General features: G+C 37.1%; 13 protein-coding genes, 2 tRNA genes and 3 rRNA genes. 14 read left to right on the top strand and 4 right to left on the bottom strand.

Annotation, left to right across the window (positions count from 1 at the left end):
- Nucleotide 1: 1 nt before the first annotated feature.
- Nucleotides 2-1,669, top strand: a complete 1,668-nt coding sequence (locus N4T20_RS02365) for a tetratricopeptide repeat protein (RefSeq protein ID WP_260671526.1) — start codon at nt 2-4, stop codon at nt 1,667-1,669.
- A 103-nt stretch (nt 1,670-1,772) separates the two neighbouring features.
- Nucleotides 1,773-2,405 carry a 7-carboxy-7-deazaguanine synthase QueE gene (locus N4T20_RS02360; protein WP_260671525.1) on the top strand — a complete coding sequence of 211 codons (633 nt, stop codon included), beginning with the start codon at nt 1,773-1,775 and terminating at the stop codon, nt 2,403-2,405.
- Nucleotides 2,406-2,482: 77 nt separating this feature from the next.
- Here the strand turns inward: N4T20_RS02360 and N4T20_RS02355 are convergent, their stop codons facing one another.
- Together N4T20_RS02355 and N4T20_RS02350 are read right to left on the bottom strand one after the other, a co-directional pair.
- Nucleotides 2,483-3,028, bottom strand: coding sequence for a YfiT family bacillithiol transferase (locus N4T20_RS02355; protein ID WP_260671524.1), 546 nt, complete (start codon nt 3,026-3,028; stop codon nt 2,483-2,485).
- Between the two features lie 16 nt (nt 3,029-3,044).
- Complete coding sequence (locus N4T20_RS02350) at nt 3,045-3,752, bottom strand: class I SAM-dependent methyltransferase (RefSeq protein ID WP_260671523.1); 708 nt, start codon at nt 3,750-3,752, stop codon at nt 3,045-3,047.
- Between the two features lie 72 nt (nt 3,753-3,824).
- Here N4T20_RS02350 and N4T20_RS02345 point away from each other — a divergent pair, with 72 nt between their 5' ends.
- The 11 genes from N4T20_RS02345 to N4T20_RS02295 all read left to right on the top strand — a co-directional run bounded on the left by N4T20_RS02345 (nt 3,825) and on the right by N4T20_RS02295 (nt 15,615).
- On the top strand, nt 3,825-4,319 hold the full coding sequence (locus N4T20_RS02345; protein ID WP_066033485.1) for a YkgJ family cysteine cluster protein: 495 nt from the start codon (nt 3,825-3,827) through the stop codon (nt 4,317-4,319).
- A gap of 99 nt (nt 4,320-4,418) precedes the next feature.
- Nucleotides 4,419-5,654 (top strand): ABC transporter permease, encoded by a 1,236-nt coding sequence (locus tag N4T20_RS02340; protein WP_260671522.1) that lies wholly within the window; start codon nt 4,419-4,421, stop codon nt 5,652-5,654.
- Nucleotides 5,655-6,151: 497 nt separating this feature from the next.
- Nucleotides 6,152-6,391 carry a hypothetical protein gene (locus N4T20_RS02335; RefSeq protein ID WP_260671521.1) on the top strand — a complete coding sequence of 80 codons (240 nt, stop codon included), beginning with the start codon at nt 6,152-6,154 and terminating at the stop codon, nt 6,389-6,391.
- A 207-nt stretch (nt 6,392-6,598) separates the two neighbouring features.
- A 16S ribosomal RNA gene (locus N4T20_RS02330) occupies nt 6,599-8,112 on the top strand.
- Between the two features lie 132 nt (nt 8,113-8,244).
- Nucleotides 8,245-8,318 (top strand) — tRNA-Ile (locus N4T20_RS02325).
- A gap of 109 nt (nt 8,319-8,427) precedes the next feature.
- Nucleotides 8,428-8,504: transfer RNA gene (locus N4T20_RS02320), tRNA-Ala, on the top strand.
- A gap of 183 nt (nt 8,505-8,687) precedes the next feature.
- Nucleotides 8,688-11,570 (top strand): 23S ribosomal RNA (locus tag N4T20_RS02315).
- A gap of 166 nt (nt 11,571-11,736) precedes the next feature.
- Nucleotides 11,737-11,846: ribosomal RNA gene (gene rrf / locus N4T20_RS02310) — 5S ribosomal RNA — on the top strand.
- The 16S, 23S and 5S rRNA genes sit together here with 2 tRNA genes alongside, the layout of an rRNA operon.
- Before the next feature lie 540 nt (nt 11,847-12,386).
- The gene (locus N4T20_RS02305; RefSeq protein ID WP_260671520.1) at nt 12,387-12,980 is read left to right on the top strand and encodes a YdeI/OmpD-associated family protein; all 594 of its coding nucleotides are present in this window, start codon (nt 12,387-12,389) and stop codon (nt 12,978-12,980) included.
- 124 nt (nt 12,981-13,104) lie between these two features.
- Entirely contained in the window at nt 13,105-14,205 is a 1,101-nt protein-coding gene (locus tag N4T20_RS02300; protein WP_260671519.1) for an acyltransferase family protein, read from the top strand.
- 270 nt (nt 14,206-14,475) lie between these two features.
- Nucleotides 14,476-15,615, top strand: coding sequence for a helix-turn-helix domain-containing protein (locus N4T20_RS02295; protein ID WP_260671518.1), 1,140 nt, complete (start codon nt 14,476-14,478; stop codon nt 15,613-15,615).
- Nucleotides 15,616-15,979: 364 nt separating this feature from the next.
- Here N4T20_RS02295 and N4T20_RS02290 read toward each other — a convergent pair whose 3' ends face one another.
- Nucleotides 15,980-16,543, bottom strand: a complete 564-nt coding sequence (locus tag N4T20_RS02290) for an adenylate kinase family protein (RefSeq protein WP_260671517.1) — start codon at nt 16,541-16,543, stop codon at nt 15,980-15,982.
- A 264-nt stretch (nt 16,544-16,807) separates the two neighbouring features.
- On the opposite strand from N4T20_RS02290, the gene N4T20_RS02285 reads away from it, so the two are divergent.
- Nucleotides 16,808-17,863, top strand: coding sequence for a hypothetical protein (locus N4T20_RS02285; protein ID WP_260671516.1), 1,056 nt, complete (start codon nt 16,808-16,810; stop codon nt 17,861-17,863).
- A gap of 80 nt (nt 17,864-17,943) precedes the next feature.
- Here N4T20_RS02285 and N4T20_RS02280 read toward each other — a convergent pair whose 3' ends face one another.
- Entirely contained in the window at nt 17,944-18,957 is a 1,014-nt protein-coding gene (locus N4T20_RS02280) for a serine hydrolase (protein WP_260671515.1), read from the bottom strand.
- Between the last annotated feature and the right edge of the window lie 50 nt (nt 18,958-19,007).

Below are 19,007 nucleotides of genomic sequence, written 5' to 3'. Positions count from 1 at the left end.
GATGAATAAATTTAAAATTTTTAGTCTTGCATTAGTTGCCTCGGCTACTGCGGCGAAAGCGCAAGATATCAACCAAGCAAAAAAGGCAATTGATGCTGAACAATTTGATAAAGCAAAAAATTTACTTAAATCAATTATTAAAGCTAAACCTTCAGATGGTGAAGCAAATTTTGTTTTAGGTAATGTTTATTTAAATCAATCTGTTGTTGATTCTGCTAAAATCTATTATAATAATGGATTGCAAGCTTCAGACAAGAAAAACTTAAACTATATTGGTTTAGGGCAATTAGATCTTGATGCAAAAAATACTGCGGCGGCTCAAGCTAACTTCGCTTTGGCAACTAAAGACATGAAGAAAAAAGATGTAAATGAATTTGTTTACATCGCTAGAGCTTACATGAATTCTGAAAATCCAGATTACAAAAGCGCTACTGAAATATTAAAAAGAGCTTTATTGGTTGATCCTCAAAATGCACAAGTGCTTCTTGCAATTGGAGATGCTTATTATGGAGCAAACAATCAAAATGATGCTTACAAATCTTACCGTGATGCATTTACAGCTGATAATACTTTGTTGAGAGCAAAAATGCAATTGGGTGTTTTGTTAAAAGGGGCTAAATCTTATGATGAGGCAATTAAATCATTTAATGAAGTTATCGCATTAGACGCTAATTATGGACCTGTTTACAGAGAGCTTGCTGAAACTTATTACAAATGGGCAAGAAACAAGCCTTCTACAGCTAAAGTTAACTTGCAAAATGCAATTACAAACTATGAGAAGTACTTAAGTTTGACAGATTACTCTCTTGATTCTAAAATGCGTCACGCAGATTTCTTGATCTTGGTAAAAGATTACAAACAGTTAGAAACTGTTGCGAACAAAATGATCGCTCAAGATAAAGTAAATCCTAGAATTTTCAGATATTTAGGATATGCAGCTTACGAAAACGGAAATGTTGATGTAGCTATTAAATCTCTTCAAGATTATATCAATACACCATCTAACAAAGTAATTGGTAGAGATTACTATTATTTAGGACTTTCTAAAATCAAAAAAGGAACAGGAGCTGATGGTACAGTAGAGCAAGCAGCTTTTGATTCTGGTTTGGCTGATATTAAAAAAGCTATTGAATTAGAGCCTTTAGTGGTTGAGGAATTTGCTGATTTTGGAAAAGAATTGTTTGGTAAAAAACAATACGCACAAGCAGCTGCAATTTTTGAACTTGGAGCAAACAATCCGGAGTCTAAAAATTACTTGGATGATAGTGTTTATTATGGTATTTCATTATACTACGGTAACGCTAGTAAGCCAAAAGAAAGCCGTGACGCTGTTGCTTTAGGAAAAGCAGATGCTGTTTTTGATAAAATTTTAACTACAGCTCCTAGTTATGATGAGGCTTATTTGTACAAAGCAAGAATTAATTCTTTATTAGATAAAGATGATATGATCATTAAAAACTACGAAGAATATGTTTCAAAAATTTCAGCAAAAGGTGCAGAAGAAGTTGCTAAGCCAGCTGTAACTAAGAAATTTATAGAAGCTTACAACGGTATTGGTGCAGCTTATGCTAATACAGATAAAGCTAAAGCTATTGAATATTTCAATAAAACTTTAGTTTTAGATCCAGCAAATTCATATGCTACACAATCTATTAAAGCTTTAAAATAAATAAAGATTTTTTAAGAATAGAAAAAAACCGATAGTTCTAAAAAACTATCGGTTTTTTTGTTCCGTATATTATTGACTATCTTTGCACTCTTAAATTATTAAAATGTTACCAAAAGAAATACAATTAGAAGTGAATAAAGGAGCTATGCTCCCTTTGATGGAAGAATTTTACACCATTCAAGGAGAAGGTTCGCATACGGGCCGAGCTGCTTATTTTATTAGAATTGGTGGATGTGATGTGGGCTGTCATTGGTGTGATGTGAAAGAAAGCTGGAATGCAGAACTTCACCCGCCGACAAGCGTGGATTTAATTGTTGAAAATGCAGCAAAATACGCTGATACAGTTGTAGTAACGGGCGGAGAACCTTTGTCTTGGGATATGACACTTTTGACAGAGCGTTTAAAAGAGAAAAATTTAAAAGTGCATATCGAAACGTCTGGTGCTTTTCCTCTATCAGGAACTTGGGACTGGATTTGTCTTTCTCCAAAAAAGAATAAGTTGCCGACACAGACTGTATATGACAATGCTCATGAATTAAAGGTGATTATTTACAACAAACACGATTTTATTTTCGCAGAAGAGCAGGCAGAATTAGTAAATGATAAAGCAATTTTATTTCTTCAGCCTGAATGGAGCAAAAAAGAAGAAATGACTCCTCTTATTGTTGATTATGTAATGAATAATCCAAAATGGAGAGTTTCATTGCAGACGCATAAGTACCTTAATATTCCTTAAAAACAAAAATCTCTTCAGACGAAGAGATTTTTTTGTTTCTACGAAGTATACAATCTGTGTAAAAAGTAAACAATAGGTTATTGCCAATTTTTGTGACTTTTTAAAGTGATGATATGCGCTAAATGATGATTCGAATGCCAAGCATACATTCCGATAATTTTTTTAAGTTTGTTTTCCGAATTATCTGCAGGATGTACAAAAGTTTTTTCCAAATCAGTTTCAGACAAATTTCTCATGATGTAACCCAATCTAAAATGAAGTCCTTTCAACAATTCTAAGGTTGGTTGGATGGACATTGTTAAATTATCATTTAGTTCAGACCAAAGAACTTCATCGTAAGCTTTAATGACTGGATTATTTTCCGTCAACGCCCATTTAATTCGGATGTAACAATTCATATGGCTTTCAGCGCAATGATGAATAACTTGTCTTACGGTCCATCCGCCTGGACGGTATGGAGTGTCTAATTGTTCATCGGTTAAATGAATCGTTTCTTTTGTTAGTTTCTCAGGAAGAGTTTCGATTTCTTTAATTCTTTCGGAAAGATATTCTTTTGAGTAATCTGCTGGAGCAACAAATTTTCCAATAGGATATTTTAATTTTTCTAAATCTGATTCTGTCATTTTTTTATGGTTTGTTTTAAATGGAAAGTCTGGCTAAATAATCATAATGTTCGCCTTCAAGGATAAGTTCACAATTTAAGCCATTGGCGATTGCTGCATTTTGAAGCGTGTTGTAATCTAAATATAACCAATCAAAAGGTTCTTCTCTTTCTCCTTTATAGCTAATATTAAAAATAAGTTCTCCATAATAATCATTTTCAGATGGAATCCATTTTCCTCCATCATCATCTTCATCAAACATATAAATGATGTCGGAACTGTCAATTAAAATTTGTCCGCCAGGATTTAAAAGAGATTTTAGCTTAGATAAATATTTGTTGCAGTTTTTTAGTTGGCCAAAGATGCCTGTTCCGTTCATTAAAAGTAGGATCGTATCAAATTTTTCTCCGTCAAAATCCAAAATATTTTTAACTCTGGTATTTTTTATTCCTCTAAGGCGGCAGGTTTCAATCGCTTTTTCTGAAATGTCAATGGCGGTTACGTTCAAACTGCGATCATTTTGTAATGATAAAGCATGGCTTCCGGCGCCACATCCTACATCTAGGGTTTTTCCATTAGCCAGTTGCAAAGCCTTTTGTTCAATTTTAGGCATTTCATTATAGGAGCGAAAAAGATATTCAACACTCATTTCATCTTCTTCAGATATTGAAGTTTCTGTAATAATGTCTTCAGGTGAATTTTTGGTGTAAAAATCAAATATTGCCTGCCCAAAAAGATCTTTCATTGTTTTAGTTCAAAGTTTAAGGTTTCAAGTTCAAAGTTGTTTAATTTTGCAGATCAACTTTAAATTTTAAACTTGAAACAGATTTTAAATAACTTAAGTAAGTTAGCCAAAGATAAGCATAACGAAAATAAAAAGTATTTCGATAAGCTAAAAAAGAAACCGCCTAAAAATTTAGATTACATTATGCAGGATTTGCATGATGCCGAATTTAAGAAGACGGATTGCTTAAAGTGCGCTAATTGCTGTAAAACAACGGGGCCATTGTTTACTTTGGCAGATATTGAACGAATTTCGAAACATTTTAGGCAAAAGCCGCAGCAATTTATTGATCAGTATTTGAGAATTGATGAAGATAAAGACTATGTTTTGAAAAGCGTTCCATGTACTTTTTTGGATAATGAAAACTATTGCATGATTTATGATGTCCGCCCAAAAGCCTGTCGAGAATTTCCTCATACAGATAGAAATAAATTTTATCAGATTTCAAATTTAACCTTGAAAAACGTTGAAATTTGTCCCGCAGCATATAACATAGTAGAAGAAATGAAAAAGAAATTGCCATTGTAAATGAAAACTGGCGATTGTTTGAAAGAACATCTCATTTTTCCTTTTTTAAATGTACTTTTGAGAAGGAATGATTAAAACAACCTAAAGAAAACGCATAATTTGAATTTAGAATATTTTATAGCCAAAAGACTTATTACTGCAAAAGATTATAAAAGCAGTATTTCGGCGCCCATTATAAAAATTGCCATTTCTGCAATTGCAATCGGAATTATTATGATGATTGTTTCTGTAGCGACGGGAATAGGTCTGCAGAAAAAAATTCGCGATAAAGTTTCGGCATTCAATGGTCAGATTATAATTTCTAATTATGATAATAATAATTCAGAAGTTACAACAGTTCCAATTTCGAAGAAACAAGATTTCTATCCCAATTTTAAATCAGTTCCAGAAGTAAGCCATATTCAGGCAGTAGCAAGCAAAGCTGGAATTATTAGAACGGAAAATGCATTTGAAGGAATTATCTTCAAAGGAGTAGGGGCAGATTATGATTGGAGCAATATTAAAGAATATATTGTAGAAGGTAAACTGCCAGATTTTACAAAAGCATTGAACGAAGATGTTATTATTTCAAGATTTTTGGCAGATCGTTTAAATTTGAAAATTGGAGACCAGTTCAATACCTTTTTTATAAAAGAAGAACAAGGCAAGCTTCCTAACAGCCGCCGATTTAAAATCGCCGCGATATTCAATTCAGGTTTTCAAGATTTTGATGCCACATATATTATTGGAGATATTCGTCACATTCAGAGAATTAATAAATGGAACGAAAATCAAATAGGAGCGTTTGAGGTTTTTGTTAAGGATTTTGATGAAATAAAATCTACAGGAAATAAAATCTATGAAGAAACGTCTTCTAATCTCGATACGAAAACTATCATAGAAAAATATAGCTATATTTTCGACTGGCTTCAATTATTTGACTTTAATATCGTGATCATTTTGGCAGTTATGATTCTAGTTGCGACAATTAATATGGTAGTAGCGCTTTTGGTGCTTATTTTAGAAAGAACGCAAATGATCGGGATTCTAAAATCTATGGGAGCAAATAACTGGTCAGTTCGCAAAATATTTTTGTATAATGCCTTTTACTTAATTCTGCGCGGATTGTTCTGGGGGAATCTAATTGGTATTTCAATTCTTTTAATTCAGCAGCAATTTGGAGTAATCCAGCTTAATCCTGAAAATTATTACGTCAATCAAGCTCCGGTGTATCTAAATTGGATTTACATACTCCTATTAAATCTGCTTACAGTTACCGTTTGTTTCTTAGTATTATTAATTCCATCTTATATAATAACCAAAATATCTCCCGTAAAAGCAATTCGTTTCGATTAAAGATATGATGAGATGTAAGTATAACAACCCGACAGGTTTTGAAAACCTGTCGGGTTTATTTGTATAGGTATGTTCGCAATCAAATTCCCGTTTTTCTGTAGAGACGCACTGCAGTGCGTCTTATGCTCGACATATATAAGGGCAGTTTTTGAAATTAGGTTTTTTCAGGAGCTGTTTCCCGCTATGCGCTGCAATCTTTTTGGGCCGAAACCCGGCCCAAAAAGGATTTCCGCTCCTATCGGGGCTAAAAATGCGGTTTCAGGAGAGGCGTTTGGGGAAATGGAAGATTTCGAAATCATGAAAAAACTTTTGAAAAAGGCGCCAAATGCTGAAAATCCGATAAAAACTGATGTCGGAAAGTATGGCAAAATAAGAAAATACCAGCCATTCCAAGAAAATCCTTACGCAGAATAAAAAAACTCCGAAACGTAAACAAGATGTTATCAGCGCATTAGGAAAAAAGCGGAAAAAAGATTTAAAATAATCGTTAAAAAGAGTTGGAAAAGCGGAAAAAGGCGCTACTTTTGCACCCGCAACGGCGAAAAATGCTCTTAGAAATTCCGGCAGCTTCAGAAGATCAGCGAAAAGAAATTTTCGAAAAAAAAAGATTGGAAAAAGCTTGCGGGAAAAGAAAAAGCTTTTTACATTTGCACCCCGAAAAACGCGGAAAGTCCATTGAAAGATCGGGAGGGAAATTGGAAAAGGGAGGCGAAAAAAAAGCTTCAAAAATTTTTTAAATTTTTCTTGCAGGAAACAAAAAGAATTTTTAGTTTTGCACCCGCTTTGAAACACAAGTGGAATACAGAAGAAACAACGTTCGTAGACATATTGAATTGACAGCCGTCTTATCTTAAAGATAAGACAACAAAAGAATAAGAGTAATGGAATCGAGAGATTCGAAAAGAACCGATAGAAGAGGCATCGATAATATAATATTAAAATATACGATGAAGAGTTTGATCCTGGCTCAGGATGAACGCTAGCGGCAGGCTTAACACATGCAAGTCGAGGGGTATGCCGATTTATCGGCAGAGACCGGCGCACGGGTGCGTAACGCGTATGCAATCTGCCTTCCACAGAGGGATAGCCCAGAGAAATTTGGATTAATACCTCATAGCATCATGTTCCGGCATCGGGATATGATTAAAGTCACAACGGTGGAAGATGAGCATGCGTCCCATTAGCTAGTTGGTAAGGTAACGGCTTACCAAGGCTACGATGGGTAGGGGTCCTGAGAGGGAGATCCCCCACACTGGTACTGAGACACGGACCAGACTCCTACGGGAGGCAGCAGTGAGGAATATTGGTCAATGGACGCAAGTCTGAACCAGCCATGCCGCGTGCAGGATGACGGTCCTATGGATTGTAAACTGCTTTTGTACGGGAAGAAACACTCCTACGTGTAGGAGCTTGACGGTACCGTAAGAATAAGGATCGGCTAACTCCGTGCCAGCAGCCGCGGTAATACGGAGGATCCAAGCGTTATCCGGAATCATTGGGTTTAAAGGGTCTGTAGGCGGTCTTGTAAGTCAGTGGTGAAAGCCCATCGCTCAACGGTGGAACGGCCATTGATACTGCTGGACTTGAATTACTGGGAAGTAACTAGAATATGTAGTGTAGCGGTGAAATGCTTAGAGATTACATGGAATACCAATTGCGAAGGCAGGTTACTACCGGTGGATTGACGCTGATGGACGAAAGCGTGGGTAGCGAACAGGATTAGATACCCTGGTAGTCCACGCCGTAAACGATGGATACTAGCTGTTGGTGGCAACATCAGTGGCTAAGCGAAAGTGATAAGTATCCCACCTGGGGAGTACGAACGCAAGTTTGAAACTCAAAGGAATTGACGGGGGCCCGCACAAGCGGTGGAGCATGTGGTTTAATTCGATGATACGCGAGGAACCTTACCAAGGCTTAAATGCAGACTGACCGATTTGGAAACAGATCTTTCGCAAGACAGTTTACAAGGTGCTGCATGGTTGTCGTCAGCTCGTGCCGTGAGGTGTCAGGTTAAGTCCTATAACGAGCGCAACCCCTGTTGTTAGTTGCCAGCGAGTGATGTCGGGAACTCTAACAAGACTGCCAGTGCAAACTGTGAGGAAGGTGGGGATGACGTCAAATCATCACGGCCCTTACGCCTTGGGCTACACACGTGCTACAATGGCCGGTACAGAGAGCAGCCACCTCGCGAGGGGGAGCGAATCTATAAAGCCGGTCACAGTTCGGATCGGAGTCTGCAACTCGACTCCGTGAAGCTGGAATCGCTAGTAATCGGATATCAGCCATGATCCGGTGAATACGTTCCCGGGCCTTGTACACACCGCCCGTCAAGCCATGGAAGCTGGGGGTGCCTGAAGTCGGTGACCGCAAGGAGCTGCCTAGGGTAAAACTGGTAACTAGGGCTAAGTCGTAACAAGGTAGCCGTACCGGAAGGTGCGGCTGGAACACCTCCTTTCTAGAGCCTGAAATGTTAGCCGGAAGGCACGTTTGGGAAATGGGATGCCAAGACTGCAGGTTTTGGATCTTGAAATTGCATTACTCTTGCTGTTAATTTAAAGAAATAAACTTTTAAGTAAAAAAAAAACAGAGTCTCGTAGCTCAGCTGGTTAGAGTACTACACTGATAATGTAGGGGTCGGCAGTTCGAGTCTGCCCGGGACTACTTTTTAAAGCTTAAAGAGAAGGAAATTCTGGATGCTGGGATTCGCCAAAAGAAATTAGAGAAGAATAAGAAATCTAAAATCTGAATTCAAAAATCTAAAATTGAAAATGGGGGATTAGCTCAGCTGGCTAGAGCGCCTGCCTTGCACGCAGGAGGTCAACGGTTCGACTCCGTTATTCTCCACCAAGGGCTATAAGCTATAAGCTGTAGGCCGTAAGCTGAGAAAGCCTAAAGCATACTGCTTTAAGCCTAAAGCATAAGAAAGTTCATTGACATATTGGGATAAGAAAATAATAAGAAAGTAGAAAGCGTTTTTATTAGCGATAATAAAAACAAAGAAAAACGGTCATAAATGATTTTATGATTGGTGCAATAAGCAAAATAAGGGCGCATGGGGAATGCCTAGGCTCTCAGAGGCGATGAAGGGCGTGATAAGCTGCGAAAAGCTGCGGGGACGGGCACACACCGACTGATCCGCAGATACCCGAATGGGGCAACCCGCTATATTGAAGATATAGCACACCGATAGGTGGGCAAACCCGCTGAACTGAAACATCTAAGTAGGCGGAGGAGAAGAAAACAAAAGTGATTCCGTAAGTAGTGGCGAGCGAACGCGGATTAGCCCAAACCAGAGCTGTTACGGCAGTTGTGGGGTTGTAGGACCGCGATATTTCATGCATAAGGAACCGGAAGCTTCTGGAAAGGAGCGCCATAGAGGGTGACAGCCCCGTACGGGCAACAAATGTAATGGATAGCGGTATCCTGAGTAGGGCGGGGCACGTGAAACCCTGTCTGAATTCGGCGGGACCATCCGCTAAGGCTAAATACTCCTGAGAGACCGATAGTGAACCAGTACCGTGAGGGAAAGGTGAAAAGAACCGTGAATAACGGAGTGAAATAGATCCTGAAACCATGCGCCTACAAGCGGTCGGAGCCCTTTAGTGGGGTGACGGCGTGCCTTTTGCATAATGAGCCTACGAGTTAACGCTGCTGGCAAGGATAAGTGGTTAAGCCATGGATCCGCAGCGAAAGCGAGTCTGAATAGGGCGCTTTAGTCAGTAGTGTTAGACGCGAAACCGTGTGATCTACCCATGGGCAGGTTGAAGCTGTGGTAACACACAGTGGAGGACCGAACCGGTTGACGTTGAAAAGTCTTCGGATGACCTGTGGGTAGGGGTGAAAGGCCAATCAAACTCGGAAATAGCTCGTACTCCCCGAAATGCATTTAGGTGCAGCGCATAAATAAGTTATATAGAGGTAGAGCTACTGATTGGATGCGGGGGCTTCACCGCCTACCAATTCCTGACAAACTCCGAATGCTATATAATGTTTCTATGCAGTGAGGGCTTGGGTGCTAAGGTCCAAGTCCGAGAGGGAAAGAACCCAGACCATCAGCTAAGGTCCCCAAATATATGCTAAGTTGAAAGAACGAGGTTTGTCTGCCCAGACAGCTAGGATGTTGGCTTGGAAGCAGCCATTCATTTAAAGAGTGCGTAACAGCTCACTAGTCGAGCGGACGAGCATGGATAATAATCGGGCATAAGCATATTACCGAAGCTATGGATTTGCATGTATTTGCAAGTGGTAGGGGAGCATTCTGACAGGGCAGAAGGTATTCCGTAAGGGGTGCTGGACCGGTCAGAAAAGAAAATGTAGGCATAAGTAACGATAATGCGGGCGAGAAACCCGCACACCGAAAAACTAAGGTTTCCACAGCTATGCTAATCAGCTGTGGGTTAGTCTGGACCTAAGGCGAACCCGAAAGGGACAGTCGATGGCCAACGGGTTAATATTCCCGTACTTCTTATTGCTGTGATGGGGTGACGGAGTGATGAAAGCGCCGCGAACTGACGGAATAGTTCGTTAAAGCACCTAGCTATATCTTTTATAGGCAAATCCGTAGAAGATGGCGAAATGCGATAGTACTCGGAGTCTTCGGACAAAGAGATAGTGCGCCTAAGGGCTTCCAAGAAAAACCTCTAAACTTCAGGCAGTAAGAACCAGTACCGTAAACCGACACAGGTAGTTGAGGAGAGAATCCTAAGGTGCTCGAGAGATTCATGGCTAAGGAATTAGGCAAAATAGACCTGTAACTTCGGGAGAAAGGTCGCCCCGAGCAATCGGGGCCGCAGTGAAGAGGTCCAGGCGACTGTTTATCAAAAACACAGGGCTCTGCAAAATCGCAAGATGAAGTATAGGGCCTGACACCTGCCCGGTGCTGGAAGGTTAAGAGGAGATGTTATCTTCGGAGAAGCATTGAATTGAAGCCCCAGTAAACGGCGGCCGTAACTATAACGGTCCTAAGGTAGCGAAATTCCTTGTCGGGTAAGTTCCGACCTGCACGAATGGTGTAACGATCTGGACACTGTCTCAGCCATGAGCTCGGTGAAATTGTAGTAACGGTGAAGATGCCGTTTACCCGCAGTGGGACGAAAAGACCCTGTGCACCTTTACTATAGCTTAGTATTGACCTTGGATAAATGATGTGTAGGATAGGTTGGAGACTATGAAGCGGCGTCGCCAGGCGTTGTGGAGTCATTGTTGAAATACAACCCTTTGTTTATCTGAGGCCTAACCCCGCGATGTGGGGGACAGTGCTTGGTGGGTAGTTTGACTGGGGTGGTCGCCTCCAAAAGAGTAACGGAGGCTTCTAAAGGTTCCCTCAGTACGCTTGGTAACCGTGCGTAGAGTGCAATGGCATAAGGGAGCTTGACTGAGAGACATACAGGTCGATCAGGTACGAAAGTAGAGCATAGTGATCCGGTGGTTCCGCATGGAAGGGCCATCGCTCAAAGGATAAAAGGTACGCCGGGGATAACAGGCTGATCTCCCCCAAGAGCTCATATCGACGGGGGGGTTTGGCACCTCGATGTCGGCTCGTCACATCCTGGGGCTGGAGAAGGTCCCAAGGGTTGGGCTGTTCGCCCATTAAAGTGGCACGCGAGCTGGGTTCAGAACGTCGTGAGACAGTTCGGTCTCTATCTACTGCGGGCGTTAGAAATTTGAGTGGATCTGATTCTAGTACGAGAGGACCGAATTGGACAAACCTCTAGTGTATCTGTTGTCCCGCCAGGGGCACCGCAGAGTAGCTACGTTTGGAAGGGATAAGCGCTGAAAGCATATAAGCGCGAAACCCACCACAAGATGAGATTTCTTTTAAGGATCGTGGAAGATGACCACGTTGATAGGCTACAGATGTAAAGGCAGTAATGTCACAGTCGAGTAGTACTAATAATCCGTAAGCTTATGCACAGACTTTTTCCTCCCGGGCAATCGGGAGGAAGGAACTTTCTAAAAAATAAAGCTTATTTGTTTCTTTATCCCAGTATGTTAAAATATTTGCCCGTCGCGGGCAGTCTTTAAGCCGAAAGATTAAAGCCGAAAGGCTTTAAGACTTGTGACTTTGGACTAAAAACCTTAAGGTGGTTATTGCGGCGGGGCTCACCTCTTCCCATCCCGAACAGAGAAGTTAAGCCCGCCTGCGCAGATGGTACTGCAGTATTGTGGGAGAGTATGTCGTCGCCTTTCTTTTGAAAACCCCATCCGTTACGGATGGGGTTTTTTTGTATGCGGAATTTTGGCTTTCCGCAAAAAAAAAGCTCTTGCAGCGCCGCAGGCCCGAAATCCCTCTTCCGTAGGGCTGCGTTAGGGATGGGAGCGGCATTTTTTTGCGGGATATGCAGGGCTTCTTTTTCCCGCAGACCCCGACCGCAAAAGATACAGCGGACAGCCCGGCCCGAAGGGAAACGCTATAAATGCCAGACCGCTTATTTCTGAAGCCGATTTTCCGGTCTTTTAGCTGCGTTAATTTTATTTGCGGGTTGTTTGCTGTTTTTTTATTGATGTGTCTTTAAAAGTCTTGTAAGCTTGTTTAAATGTTAGTTGATTAATGGTTTTAACTTTTGTCTTAATTTCAGTTTTAAATTTGACTTGATATGTATATTTATTTTGGAGAGACGAAAATGCTAAATTTGCTTTAGAGTTAATCCAAAAGAGGAATTATTAAAGGTTTTGAATTTTAGCTGTATAAAAAATACTAAATTTATATACTTAACAAATTGATGTATCATGACAAAGTATAGCACAAATTCTAAAGTTGATTTTTATTTTGAAGATGCAGATAAATGGAAAGCCGAAATCAAGGTGATGAGAGAAATTGTTTTAGATTGCCATTTGTCTGAAGAATTGAAATGGGGATCTCCATGTTATACTTTCGAAAAAGGGAATATTGTATTAATTCATTATTTTAAGGAGTATTGTGCTTTTCTGTTTTTTAAAGGGGCTTTAATGAAAGATCCAGATCATATTTTGATTCAGCAGTCAGATAATGTGCAGGCAGCGCGCCAAATTCGATTTACGAATGTGGAGGATATTTTGTCAAAGAAGGAAATTTTAAAAAGATATATTTTTGAGGCGGCTGAAATCGAGAAGTCAGGGCAGAAAGTCGAACTGAAAAAAGTTTCTGATTTTGAAGTTGCAGAAGAACTTCAGCATAAGTTTGATTCTGATATGAATTTTAAAAAAGCTTTTGATGCTTTAACTCCCGGAAGGCAACGTGCCTATTTGCTTCATTTTTCTCAACCTAAACAGTCGAAAACGAGAGCGGCTAGAATAGAAAAGAATATTCCACGAATTCTAGACGGGAAAGGACTGAATGATTAAAATGTTCTTTTTTAAAGAATTTTAAATCTTATCTCGAAACTGAAGGTGATTCATACTTTGATTTAACTATTAATTTGTAGAACTTGCAAGCTATATTAGTTAATTAAAAGAATATTACGATTTAATGAATACTAGCCAATCTTCTACAGCAGTTCTTGAAACTAAACAGCATTTTGAAATTTTAGACGGATTAAGAGGCATTGCAGCTTTTGCAGTTGTTGTGTTCCATTTTATGGAATGGATTTTTACCGATCCAAGCCAGAATTTTATAGGACACGGATTTCTGGCTGTCGATTTTTTCTTTTGTCTTTCGGGATTTGTAATTGGATATGCCTATGATGATCGGATTGCAAAGATGGGACTTCGCAATTTTTTTATCTCAAGAATTATAAGATTGCATCCGTTGGTTATTGCAGGATCGATATTGGGGTTGCTTGCTTTTCTGTTTGATCCGTTTGGCGGCTACTTAGAATTGTACAGCACTGGAAAAATTATTTTGGCATTTATTTGTTCTATATTTCTTATTCCGTTTCCAGTTATTGCTGATCGCGGTTTCAATTTATTTAGTTTTAATGCGCCTGCATGGTCGTTATTTTGGGAGTACATTGCTAATATCGTTTATGCATTTGTCCTTTATAGAGTTGCGAGAAGCTTTTTATTGCTATTAACTTTATTATCTGCAATTGCGATTTGTTATGTCGGATATAATTCAGGTAATCTATTAGGAGGATGGAGCGGTCCGACTTTTTGGGATGGGTGTGCAAGAATTTCGTATTCTTTTTTAGCAGGATTGCTTATTTACAGATCAAATTGGATTATTAAAAGCAAGCTTGGTTTTAGCGGGTTGACTATTTTGCTGCTATTGGCTTTTGTTATGCCATTTTCAGAATACAATTGGATTTCTGAACCTTTGGTTGTGCTGTTGTATTTTCCATTGCTGATTTCTTTAGGTGCTGGTGCTGTCTTAAAACCTGGATTAAAAAAAGCCTGTGTTTTTTCTGGAAAAATATCTTATCCGCTGTACATGACGCATTATGCATTTTTATGGATGTTTGGAAATTATTATACCAACTATAAACCTGATATGGCAAAATTGACATTGATTGTAATAAGTTCTGTGATTTTATTAGTTGGATTTGCTTATGCGGTAATGGTAGTTTACGATATTCCACTAAGAAATTATTTTAATAATAAAAGGAAGAAAACCATAGTTTCAAATTCTTAAAAATAATTTTCTAGAGTAGAGAAAGCAAAACGTAGTATTTCAGAGATTTTTACTCAGTGCTTTTTTTAATGGAAATCATGAATTGAAGAGTAAGAAATGTATTTCTATTTTGTGGAAAAGGAAATAATTAAAAGTGAAAATATTTCATATATTCGCTTTAAGAAAAAGGGCTCACCGTCAAAATATAGTCATATAAATGTGCTAATGTTTGAAGGCTGATATAAATAAGGCAGATTATATTTTTAAACAATAATACCACTAAAAATAGAAATGGATAAAATTAATTTATTAATTGTAGCAACTATAATTACTTTATTCATTTCATTATTGCTAATATTTTTTCTGCTCACAGTTAAAACAAAAGATAAAATAAGCAACGTTCTTTTTGCCGTTTTTCTGTTTTTAAATGCAGTAGATTTAAGTGAACCTTTGTTCGGATTGATGTTTGATAAGCCTTCAAATTTAGGAATATTCAGAACTACATTTGCTTTTCTTCAAATTCCAGTATTCTACTTATATGTATTATCTGTTTCTTATTCTGATTTCAGACTTAAATCCAAATATCTTTTTCATGCGCTCCCGTTTTTAATTGTAAATGCAGTTTTGGTGCCGCGTTTCTATGCTGTAGACGATGCTTCAAAAATGGATTTTATAATTAATCGTAAAAGTATGATCGAATTGCAGTTTATTCATATTTTAATACATATTCAGATCATTGTTTATTTTGCAGCGATTTTTATGTTATTAAAGAAAGCAAAAAAACTGTATGTTGAAAATAACGCCGGTACCCACATTAATTCTTATAATTGGTTATTTCAGTTTGCAACCCTTCTCTCTGTCTTGTATGTGGTTGCCATTGTAAAAAATATTTTTAAATTTTCAGAATATCCGGATGTTTCAGAGTGGATAAAAGCTGGGATTATGGTATTACAGCCTTTTGTTATTTGCTGGTATTTGTTTAAAGCATTAAATAATCCTGATTTATTCAGAAATATCGATTCAAAACTAAAGCTGGTAAAAGATATTGTTTCTGAAGAAAAAATTAACGCACCTACAGCTGTAAACGAAGAGAGGTACAGTGAAGAATTGTTGAAACTGCAGCGGTATATGAATGAAGAAAAGCCATTTCTTAATCCTTCGCTAACGATTCAGGACGTTTCTAAGGGGGTCAAAATTCCTGTTCGGGACTTGTCTCTTTTAATCAATCATAAATTAGATCAGCATTTTTATGATTTTATTAATGCTTATCGTATAGAAAATGCTATGGATATTTTAAAAGATGCCACAAAAAGCAAAGTAACAGTTTTAGAAATTCTTTACGATGTTGGATTTAATTCAAAATCATCGTTTAATACTGCATTTAAAAAACATACCGGTTACACACCTACTGCATATCGTAAAGTGGTGTAATTTAGTATTTTGTAATTATTCGTACTTCGTTTTAAGTTATTCGTACTCTTTTTTTTTGGACAAATGAGTACAAATATTTTTATTCGGTCGCACACAATAGGATTCTTTCGGAGGTTTGTATCGAAATAAATTTATAACCTTAAAATTACGATACCATGAAAAATACTATTTATTAGTTCTTATAGTAACAGTTGCAAGTGGCCAGACAAACAAAAAAGTATTACTAAAAGAAAGAGACTATAGCTTTCCAATTAACCAAGAAAGAAAAATAACCTTTTTAGAGAAAAACTCCAAAGTCAGTTGATTTTGGAGTTTTTTTTATCTGTATTTTATGGAATAAAGCGAATCTTTTATAAATTATCTTTTATAAATTATCTTTTATGCGTTTTGTTATTTCTTCGATTGTCCCCATTCCGTCAAAAGTCAGAACGTTGATTTTTGATTTCATGTATTCGATTGCAGGTCTAGTTGCGTTTTCAAAAACGTCAATTCTTTTAAGGTGAATATTGACATCTTTGTCATCTTTTCGATTAGAGGTTTCGGCTCTTTTCTTTGCTCTTTTTAGAAGTTCTTCTTTTGGAACCTCAATATTTATTACTTTCCCAATTTCCAGATTTTTAGATTTTACAAGTTCTAACAAATCATTTACTTGTGGTTCGGTTCTTGGGTAGCCATCTAAAATTATTCCTTTTGAGGCTATATTTTCATCTAAAATTTTACTGAAGAGATCTTTCATGATAGAATCGGGAACCAAATCTCCTTTTTCTTCATAGGTAGACATGATTTTTCCAATTTCCGTTTCGTTTTGTTTTTCCAAACGGCACCTGTCTCCAGTCGAAATATGCTCAAATTTAAGTTCGTCTTTTAAAATTTCGCATTGAGTGCCCTTTCCAGAGTATGGTGGGCCAGTAATTATTAATATTTCCATTTGTTTGTAAAGCGTTTAATTCTCTTTCGAGTTTTTTAGTTGTGAATGTTGTATTCTGATTTAACAAGGAATCACAAATTTACAAGAAAAACAGCTGCGCTTTTGCATAATAAAAACTCCGTTTAGTTGAGGCATTAGCAAACGGTTTTGGAAAGTAAAACAATTCATCAGCGGTAAATGACAATTCAGTCAATAAAAATTGAATGTTCTGGCGAATAAAAATATTTTTACATCAGAAAATCAAAATAACCATAATTCTTAACCATGAAGAAAATTTTTAAAATTATCAAAATCACGTTTATTGCGCTTCTAAGTATTATTTTACTTTTTATAGCTTATCTGTTTATCAGCAACAAATTATTTTTAGAATCTAAAGATGATAATAATATAAGCTATTTGTCAAAAAACAATGTTCAGGTAGGGGCGTCTATAGATGGGAAATTGTTTGATGCAGATTTTTACAAGTCGCAAGTATTTTTATTAGGAGAAATTCATGGTTATGCAGACAATCAAAAGATAGATCAAGAAATGTTCTTTTTCTTAAACAAAAAAGAGGGAATCAAATATTACATTGCCGAAATGGATAGTTTGACGGCTAAAAAGCTCAATGTTTTTTTGTCTGAAAAGCAAAAAAATAAAACGATGTTGAAAGAAGTTGTTGAGTCGATTAAGAGAAGGATTCCACAGCAAGCTAGCCAGGAATTATTTGATAAATGGAATGCTATTTACGATTACAATCAGAATTTGGCTGATTCTCTAAAAATTACAGTAATCGGAATTGACAAAAATTTTGATGATGATTCTAAAATTTCAAGAGATGAGGCTATGGTGAGCAATTTCAAAAATTCAATTAAAAAAATGCATCTTGAAAATGAAAAATTCTACGGACTTTTTGGATATTTTCATACGCTGCAGAAGAAAACGGAATCGGGCAGGGCAACTTTTGCTGCGGGATTAAAAGACTCGGGTGTAAAAGTGACAAGTTTTGTGAGCTATACAATTGACAGCGAAATGTATTTGCCTAAAAATCCTCAGTTTCCTACTCCTAAAAATGAAAAAATTGATTGGGTAAATGCTGACGGGCCATTAATGCTTGTAAAAGGAATTAATGATCTAAAAGAATTGAGTAAACCAGAATCAATTACACTTTTTAAACTTAACGCGAAAAATTCACCTTATTTAAAATTACAAAATCTGATAACAGTAAAATCTAGAGCTTTCGGGGAAAATATTGTGCCTCTAAAAGATGCTTCAGCGACGGATTATTTTCAATATGTGTTTTTGCTGAGAAATTCAAAAGCATTAACGAAATTGGAATAAGAACTTCTGTAATAATTTTCAAAAAAGCTCCATTAGAAATAATAATGGAGCTTTTCTTATTGTTGAGAAAATAATGTTATCTATTTAATTATAGATTCTATCGAGTTGCTAAGTTCCTCCAAATTATTCTGTTTGTTATTGGTCATTAGAATAATTGTTAAGTTTGGATTGCTAATTAATAAAGCTTGGTAATTATAAGCGGCACCATCATGTATGTGACTTGTCACTTTTCCATTTTCCATAGTTCCGCCACCGAGACCAGTTTGATTATCTTTAGAAAAAGGTTCAAATAGTTCGTTCGTCGATTGCTGATTGATAATTTTGAAAGAGTTAATGGCTTCAGACCATTTGTAAAAGTCCTTTAAGTTTAAAGCCGTCCAACCTGAAATATTGTATTTCAGGATGTCTTGTTTTTCTTCTTTGTTAAAAGATTTTGCAACGAGAGGCTCTTTTTCGTTTGGATCTACAACGGCATTTTTAATTCCGATTGGTTTCAAGATTTTCTTTATCACAAAAGCATTGAAGCTCATATTGGTGATTTTTTCAATAATACGTCTTTGTAAAAACACATTATTGTTGTTGTAATCGTATTGAGTTCCTGGTTGAAACTCTAAAGAGGAAGTTTTTAACAGAAATGCCATATTGTCTGAATCCTGATTTACTTCGTTCCATTTTATTTGAGGAAGTCCACTTGTGTATTGAAGCAGATGGATAATCTTAATTTTGTCGGCCCAAGAAGGAAGTTCAGGAATAAATTTAGAAACCGAATCGTCAAGTTTTAATTTTCCTTGCTCTTTTAGCATCATAATTCCGACAGCATTAAACTCTTTAGCGATTGAACCAATATGAAAACGATACTTTTTATTTAAACTAATGTTATTGCTTGCATCGGCCTTACCAAAAGCTTTTTCGTATATAATTTTCCCTTTTTTAGCAACTAAAACATTTCCATTAAAAGTTTTAGATTGAAATGCATTTTGAAACAAAACATCTAATTCGGTTTCTATTTTGTTTGTTTGAGCGTAAAAATAATTACAGGTTGTTAATGCAATTGCAAAAACTGTGATTTTGATTTTTTTGATGATGATATGCATTTTTTGAAATTTTGATAAAAATAGGAAAACTGCATCAGAAATTTTGGAGA

Origin of the sequence: Flavobacterium sp. TR2 (assembly GCF_025252405.1) — a bacterium.
GTDB lineage: Bacteria > Bacteroidota > Bacteroidia > Flavobacteriales > Flavobacteriaceae > Flavobacterium.
This window is presented reverse-complemented; position numbering and strand designations above follow the sequence as displayed.